Origin of the sequence: uncultured Cetobacterium sp. (genome assembly GCF_947039425.1) — a bacterium.
Classification (GTDB): Bacteria; Fusobacteriota; Fusobacteriia; order Fusobacteriales; family Fusobacteriaceae; genus Cetobacterium_A.
In genome coordinates this window covers 1-6,848 of record NZ_CAMQYW010000082.1, presented here as the reverse complement: position 1 = coordinate 6,848, position 6,848 = coordinate 1, and the positions used below count along the sequence as shown (strand labels likewise).

The 6,848-nt window shown below is 27.5% G+C and carries 6 protein-coding genes and 1 tRNA gene; 4 read left to right on the top strand and 3 right to left on the bottom strand.

Features of this window, described 5'->3' with window-relative positions:
- Positions 1-52: 52 nt before the first annotated feature.
- A tRNA-Leu gene (locus Q0V09_RS05815) sits at positions 53-140 on the bottom strand.
- 237 nt (positions 141-377) lie between these two features.
- Here Q0V09_RS05815 and Q0V09_RS05810 point away from each other — a divergent pair.
- A complete protein-coding gene (locus Q0V09_RS05810) occupies positions 378-1,151 on the top strand; it encodes a threonine/serine exporter family protein (protein WP_297407390.1) in 774 nt (257 codons plus the stop codon).
- Positions 1,151-1,579: a threonine/serine exporter family protein gene (locus tag Q0V09_RS05805; RefSeq protein WP_297407388.1), complete on the top strand. Its 429-nt coding sequence runs from the start codon at positions 1,151-1,153 to the stop codon at positions 1,577-1,579. Before Q0V09_RS05810 ends, Q0V09_RS05805 begins: the two co-directional genes overlap by 1 nt.
- On the opposite strand, the gene Q0V09_RS05800 is transcribed toward Q0V09_RS05805, so the two are convergent.
- On the bottom strand, positions 1,535-2,977 hold the full coding sequence (locus tag Q0V09_RS05800) for a PLP-dependent aminotransferase family protein (protein WP_297407386.1): 1,443 nt from the start codon (positions 2,975-2,977) through the stop codon (positions 1,535-1,537). The genes Q0V09_RS05805 and Q0V09_RS05800 overlap by 45 nt on opposite strands.
- Positions 2,978-3,212: 235 nt before the next feature.
- Here Q0V09_RS05800 and Q0V09_RS05795 point away from each other — a divergent pair, with 235 nt between their 5' ends.
- Entirely contained in the window at positions 3,213-4,610 is a 1,398-nt protein-coding gene (locus Q0V09_RS05795) for an MATE family efflux transporter (RefSeq protein WP_297487629.1), read from the top strand.
- Positions 4,582-5,937, top strand: coding sequence for an MATE family efflux transporter (locus Q0V09_RS05790; RefSeq protein ID WP_297406070.1), 1,356 nt, complete (start codon positions 4,582-4,584; stop codon positions 5,935-5,937). Before Q0V09_RS05795 ends, Q0V09_RS05790 begins: the two co-directional genes overlap by 29 nt.
- Before the next feature lie 25 nt (positions 5,938-5,962).
- Here the strand turns inward: Q0V09_RS05790 and Q0V09_RS05785 are convergent.
- Positions 5,963-6,848, bottom strand: an 886-nt coding sequence (locus tag Q0V09_RS05785; protein WP_297487627.1) for a nucleoside hydrolase, incomplete at its 5' end; no start/stop codon positions are given.

Below are 6,848 nucleotides of genomic sequence, written 5' to 3'. Positions count from 1 at the left end.
GACAACGAGTACCACAAACTCGCGCTCTACCAACTGAACTATGATCACCATATGGTGCCTGGAGCCGGAATCGAACCGGCACGCTATCAGATAGCTCAGGATTTTAAGTCCTGTGCGTCTACCTATTCCGCCACCCAGGCGTTTACAACGTTTCGTTGAGAACAAAGATATATTACCATAACTTTTATTTTGTGTCAATGCATTTTATTTATTTTTTTATTTTGTGTGGTTTTTGTTTTTTTTGTTTTTAAAATGTACTGTTTTATTTTATTTTTTTTTGTTCGATTATTCTTATTTTTTGTTCATGATATTATTGATTTTTAATAACTTTAATGCTAGGATATTAAAATAATATTTATATTCACAGGAGAGTTTTTATGAAAAATTTGCAGTTTATTTCTGAACATCATATACTCCAATTAGCTGCTTTTGCTGGAAAAATAATTTTAACTAGTGGAGCTGAGGTTTATAGAGTTGAGGAAATTGTTAGTAAAGTTGGACAAAAGTTCAATTTGAAAGTTGATTGTTTTGCTACTTTAACTTGTATTATTGCTTCTGGAAAAAATGGACAAGGAGAAATCGTTTCTCTTGTTGAAAGAATTAACTCTAGAACAACGGATTTAGACAAAATACATCAAATTAATACCCTTATTAAAAATATTGATAAGTACTCATTTTGTCAATTAAAATCAAAACTTAATGAAATTGAAAAAATAGAAGAACATCCTTTTAAAATAAAACTTTTTGCAACTGCTCTTGGTGGGGCTAGTTTTATTGTTTCTTTTAAAGGAGACGAAAATGATTTTGCCGTAGCTTTTATTGCTGGAGCTTTTTCCAGTATCTTTCAATATCTTATTTCTGGATTAAAATTAAATAGTTTCTTTGTTAATCTTATCTCCAGCTCTATTTGTACATTTACAGCTTGTTTTTTCTTTAAAATCGGTTTTATTTCAAACCCATCAATTAGTATAATTTCAACACTTATGCTTCTTGTTCCTGGAGTTGCTTTTATCAACTCAATTAGAGATATTATTGCTGGGGATTTAGTTGCTGGAACTTCTAGAGCTATGGAAATGATTATGATTGGATTTGCTATTGCAATTGGTGCCGGTCTTATTTTAACTTTATTTTTAGGGAATGGTGGTTTTTAATGATTTTTTTAGAAGTTCTTTTTTCATTTTTCATTACAGTAAGTTTTGCTATTTTATTCAATGTAAGAGGTAAATTTATTATTTATTCTGGTATTGGTGGAGCTATTAGTTGGTTTGTTTATTTAGTATTAAAAGAACAGGGATACACATATCCGGTCTGTTTTTTAATAGCAACTACAATTACTGCTTTTTATTCTGAAGCTACAGCTAAACTTGTAGGAACAACTGTTCCTACACTTTTAATTGCTGCATTAATTCCTCTAGCTCCTGGAGGAGGAGTATATTATACAATGTTATATCTTATTCAAAATAAGTATCATGAATCTCTTTTAAAAGGTATCGAAACTTCTATTACTGCTGGATCTATGGCCCTAGGTATAATTTTAGTTTCCACATGTTTTAGAGTTTTCAATTACAGAAAGAAGTAATAAATGTTCTATAATCCCTATCCCTTTTATTATCTCTTTAAGGGATGGGGAGATAAAACTTAATCTTATTTTACAAGCATCTCTTCTGTCACTATAAAAAACACTTCCAGGAAGTAAGAAAACTCCATTTTCTTTGCATTCTTTATAAAATTTTTCACCATCTATACAATCAGCTAATTTAACCCATATAAAAAATCCACCTTCTGGAATATGCATAATTTCTAAATTTTGAATTCTTTTTAAAAGCTCAAACATCAGTTCTTTTTTCTTTTTAAAAATTTCTCTAATATTTAAAAGGTGATTTTCCAATTCTTTTGTTTTTATAAATTTTTCTAATATTTTTTGATTTAAACCTGAAGTTGTTGTATCTAATCCATATTTAACTAAAAGAATATTTTCTAATAAATTTTCTGGAACAACCATCAATGCTAATCCTATCCCTGGCATTAAAATTTTTGAGAATGTTTTTATATAAATTATTTTTTCTTCTCCAATTTTATCTAAACTTTTTAATAATTCTGGCTTTTCATCAGTATAATAAAATTCAGAAAAACTATCATCTTCTATAATATAAAAATTATACTCTTTTGATAATTTCAATAATCTTTCTCTTTTTTCTAAACTCCAAATAACACCTGTCGGATTTTGATAATTTATAACTTCATAAATAAAATCTATTTTTTCCTCTTTTAATAATTTTTCAAATTCATCTAAATCCCATCCATCTTTTTTAATATCCATGTCTTTTATATTACAACAATCTTTAAATATATTTAAAGCATTGGGATAAGTGGGCGAAGATAAAACTACTGTTGGTTTTCTATCTTTTGTAAATAATTTTATTATTATATCTAAAGCTTGCTGAGTTCCTGAAGTAATCTGAATTCTATCTTTTGTTACAAATATTCCATCTCTTTCTAAATCTTCAGCTAATATCTCTCTTAAGCTATCTACTCCTTGTACACTTTGATATTGAAAAATTTCTCCACCACACTCTGAGATTACCTCTTTTGTAAATTGTTCAAATTGCTTTATTGGAAAATATTCATAAGCTGGTGTTCCATTATAAAAATCAATTCCATTTTTTTCTTTTTGACCATATTTAAAGCTTTCTATTAAAGCTATTTCTTTTTGTTCTATTTTAAAGTCTGATATTTTTGCAACAAAACAACCTTTTCCTGATATTTTATTGATAAATCCTTTTTCTTCTAATAAGTGATAACTCTGTATAACTGTATTTTGATTTATATCTAATTTTATTGCAACTTGTCTTATTGATGGTAATTTATCTCCCTCTTTTATCGTAGTATTCAGTATCTGTTTTTTTATTTGTTTATATATTTGTATATAATAGCTCTCTTTCAAATCTTTATTAATACTTAAATTTAATCTCACCATATATAAATACCAACCTTTCATTCTAATTTTGTTACTTAATTATTTTATGCATGATATATATTACTATCTTTTCTGTTTATAATTCAATGTTTTTTTTATTATCTCAATTGCTTTTTCAAAAGTTTTAAGATATAATATCCATTCAGAATATAATTATATTCTATATTTATAGTGATATTTGTTTACTATTAAAACGTTTTAAATATGTTTTTTCACTTTACATTAGGAGGGGTTAATGTCTGAAAAATATAATGAAATGGGAGAAGAAGCTATTGGAAAACTCTTATTAAAATTTTCCTTACCTGCTATGGTTGGGATGTTGGTAAATGCCTTATATAATATTGTTGATAGAATTTATATAGGAAATATTCCAGAAATTGGTTCTCTTGCCATTGCTGGAGTTGGAATTGTCTTTCCTATTATGATTATCTCAATTGCTTTTTGCTTATTAATCGGTATGGGAACCGCTACAAATATATCAATTTCACTAGGTAAAAAAAATAAAATTTTGGCAGAAAAATATCTAGGGAATGGTGTTTCTTTATCTATTATTTTTGGATTAATTTTATCTATTATTGTTATTTTTACTATGGATTTATACATTCATAAGCTTGGAGCAAGTATACATACTGAACCTTATGCTAAGTCATATTTATCTATTGTTGCTCTTGGTTTTCCTTTTTTAACTGTTGGCTATACTACAAATGCTGCTGTTCGATCTGATGGAAATCCTAAAATTTCTATGATGACTCTTTTATTAGGAGCTATTACTAATATTATTCTTGATCCCATTTTTATTTTTGGTCTTAATATGGGTGTTAAAGGAGCTGCTATTGCTACTGTTATTTCTCAAATAGTCTCTATGTTATGGACTGTCGGATACTTTAAATCTAAATGGAGTGGAATTAAATTATTTACTTCTAATTTAAAACTAAATCTAAATAATATTAAAAATATACTTATGATTGGTGCAGGTCCTTTTATTCTTCAAATGGGATCTAGTGTTGTTACTTTAGTTGTAAATAGTTCTCTTATGAAATATGGTGGGGATGTTGCTGTTGGAGCAATGACTATTGCCAACGCTGTAAATACTTTTATTTTAATGCCTATTTTTGGTATTAATCAAGGTGTTCAACCTATTCTAGGATTTAACTATGGAGCTAAACTATATCATAGAGTAAGCCAAGCCTTTAAACTTGCTGTTAAAGGAGCAACTGTTATATCAACTTTAGGTTTCTTTGCTATTCAATTTCTATCTCCATATTTTATAGTAATATTTACGAAAGATCCTCAGCTATTAAAAGTAGCTTCAAGTGGTCTTAAAATTTTTACAATGATGTTTCCATTTTTAGGTTTTCAAATAATTGCAGCTATATATTTTCAAGCTACAGGAAAACCTAAAACAACAATGTTTTTAAGTTTATCAAGACAAGTTTTATTTCTAATTCCATTAGTTCTTGTTCTTTCTAAACTTTTTGGTGTTAAAGGAGTTTGGTTAGCAGTTCCTTGTGCTGATATTCTCTCTGTAACTGTTACTTTTATTATGACTAAACGTGAAATGAAAGCCTTAGAAAGGCTTGAAAAGGAAGAGGATTTTAAGAAAAATGTCAACAAATACCCTGAATTTAACTAATACTTTATCAAGTGATAGCAATATCAGTAAACTTTTTTATAAATTTGCCATTCCTGCTGCAATAGGAATGCTTGTTAACTCCCTATATGTTGTTGCAGATGGAGTTTTTATATCTAGAGGAATAGGTAGTATAGGAATAGCTGCTGTAAATATAGGTTATCCCATTGTTAATTTAACTGCTGCCTTAAGCCTTATGTTTGGAGCTGGTGGAGCAACCTTAATCTCTTTATATAGTGATAATCAAAAATTTAAAAATCAAAGTTTTACTTATACCATTATTTTAAATATTATCTTCTATATTTTAATAGCTAGTATAGTTTTTATATTCTCAGATTTTATTATGATTTCTTTGGGAGCAACAGAACTATTACTTCCTATGGTTAAAAAGTATATTTATCCTTGTATTATTTCATCTTTTTTCCTAATGATTTCAATATCATTAAATGCTATAGTCAGAAATGATAATGCTCCTAAAAGAGCTATGAACTCATTATTTATAGGAGCTGCTACTAATATTATTTTAGATTATGTCTTTATTTTTCCTATGAAGATGGGAATTGAAGGAGGAGCTTACGCAACTGCTATTGGACAAATTTTATCTGCTGGATATCTATGTTTACATTTTTTTAATTCATCTTTTAAATTTGATTTTAATATTAAAGATATCCAGTGGAAATTAATGTATAAAATATGTTCTTTAGGATTTTCCTCTTTTATATTGGAATTTGCTGTTATGGTTATAACCATCCTTTTAAATATTAGTTTGGCCTCTACTGTTGGACAAAAAGGAATAGCTGCTTATGGAATAATTTCTTATTCTTTTGTTATTTTAAGAATGTTCTTTACGGGTCTTGCTCAAGGAATTCAACCAATTGTAAGTTTTAATTACGGTAGACATAACTATCATAAGGTTTTAGATATTTTTAAATTTGCACATAAATTTTGTTTTGTTGCGACAACAATTTCACTTATATTAGTTAAAATATTTTCTATAGATGTTGTAAAAACTTTTACCACTGAAAAACCTTTAATTGAATATACAGCACAAGGTTTATTTTTATACACAAGTGCCATTATCTTTGTTGGAGCTAACTTTATAAATATATCTTATTTACAAGCTATGAACAAAGCTTCTTTAGCTAATTTCATCTCTATTTGCAGAGGAATAATATTTATGATTGTTGGCATACTTATTCTTCCAAAGTTCTTTGGAGTTACTGGTATTTGGTTAACACTTCCCTTTGCAGATGTTTTAACTTTTATTACAACAGGAATTTTATTTAAAATCTTTGAAATTAATAAAAAATTAAAAAAATCAAGTATATAAAAAAACTGGAAAATTCCAGTTTTTTTTATATACTTTTTATAGCTTTTTTCAACATCTCTACAAATTTTTCTCTATCTATCTCGTTTAAAACTAAAGCATTTTTATTTTTTCCTAGTTTATTTCTATAATCAATTATTGTCTCTCCATATGTGTATTTACCCTTTAATTCTACACCTACAAAAGCTTCATTTCCTTTGAAAATTTCACTATTTAACAAATACGCTATTGTACATGGATCGTGCATTGGTACTTTGTTTGTATTGTAAAATTCCTTATAAAATTCTAAAGAATTTTTTATAGCACCATATGCTATTTCAGAAGCATAATTTCCAATGTTTTTTATGTCTTCCAAATCTTCCTCTGTTATATAAGCTTTCATCGTTACATCAAGTGGACAAAGTACAATATCAATACCTGATTTAAAAACAATATCCGCTGCTTCGGCATCTACATAAATATTAAATTCTGCGGATGGGGTCACATTTCCACCAATTGATGATCCACCCATAATAACAAATTTCTCTATCTTATTTTTTAATTCTGGATAACTTATTAAAAAAACAGCAATATTTGTCATTGGTCCCGTTATTACAACTGTTACTTTTTCTTCTGTTTTTTTTAATACCTCTGCTATAAATTCCATCGCATTTTTTTCTTCTATTTTTTTATCTGTATTTTTTAAAACTACTTTCCCTATTCCACTTTCTCCATGAACTTCTGATGCTGTTACAATATTTCTAAACATTGGTTTTTCACAACCTTTAGAAACTGGTATTTCTTTTCTAAAATATCCCGTTATTTTTCTAGCATTTTCAGTTGTGTTATTAATGTGAACATTCCCAGCTGATACTGTAATACCTTTAATCCTTAATTCTTCATTTGCAAAAGCTAATAAAAGTGCTAATGAGATC

What these genes read in the sequence shown, in the direction of transcription:
- Q0V09_RS05790 (WP_297406070.1), top strand. Translation starts at nt 4,582, where the DNA reads ATGTCAACAAATACCCTGAATTTAACTAATACTTTATCAAGTGATAGC.
- Q0V09_RS05805 (WP_297407388.1), top strand. Translation starts at nt 1,151, where the DNA reads ATGATTTTTTTAGAAGTTCTTTTTTCATTTTTCATTACAGTAAGTTTT.
- Q0V09_RS05795 (WP_297487629.1), top strand. Translation starts at nt 3,213, where the DNA reads ATGTCTGAAAAATATAATGAAATGGGAGAAGAAGCTATTGGAAAACTC.
- Q0V09_RS05810 (WP_297407390.1), top strand. Translation starts at nt 378, where the DNA reads ATGAAAAATTTGCAGTTTATTTCTGAACATCATATACTCCAATTAGCT.
- Q0V09_RS05800 (WP_297407386.1), bottom strand. Translation starts at nt 2,977, where the DNA reads ATGGTGAGATTAAATTTAAGTATTAATAAAGATTTGAAAGAGAGCTAT.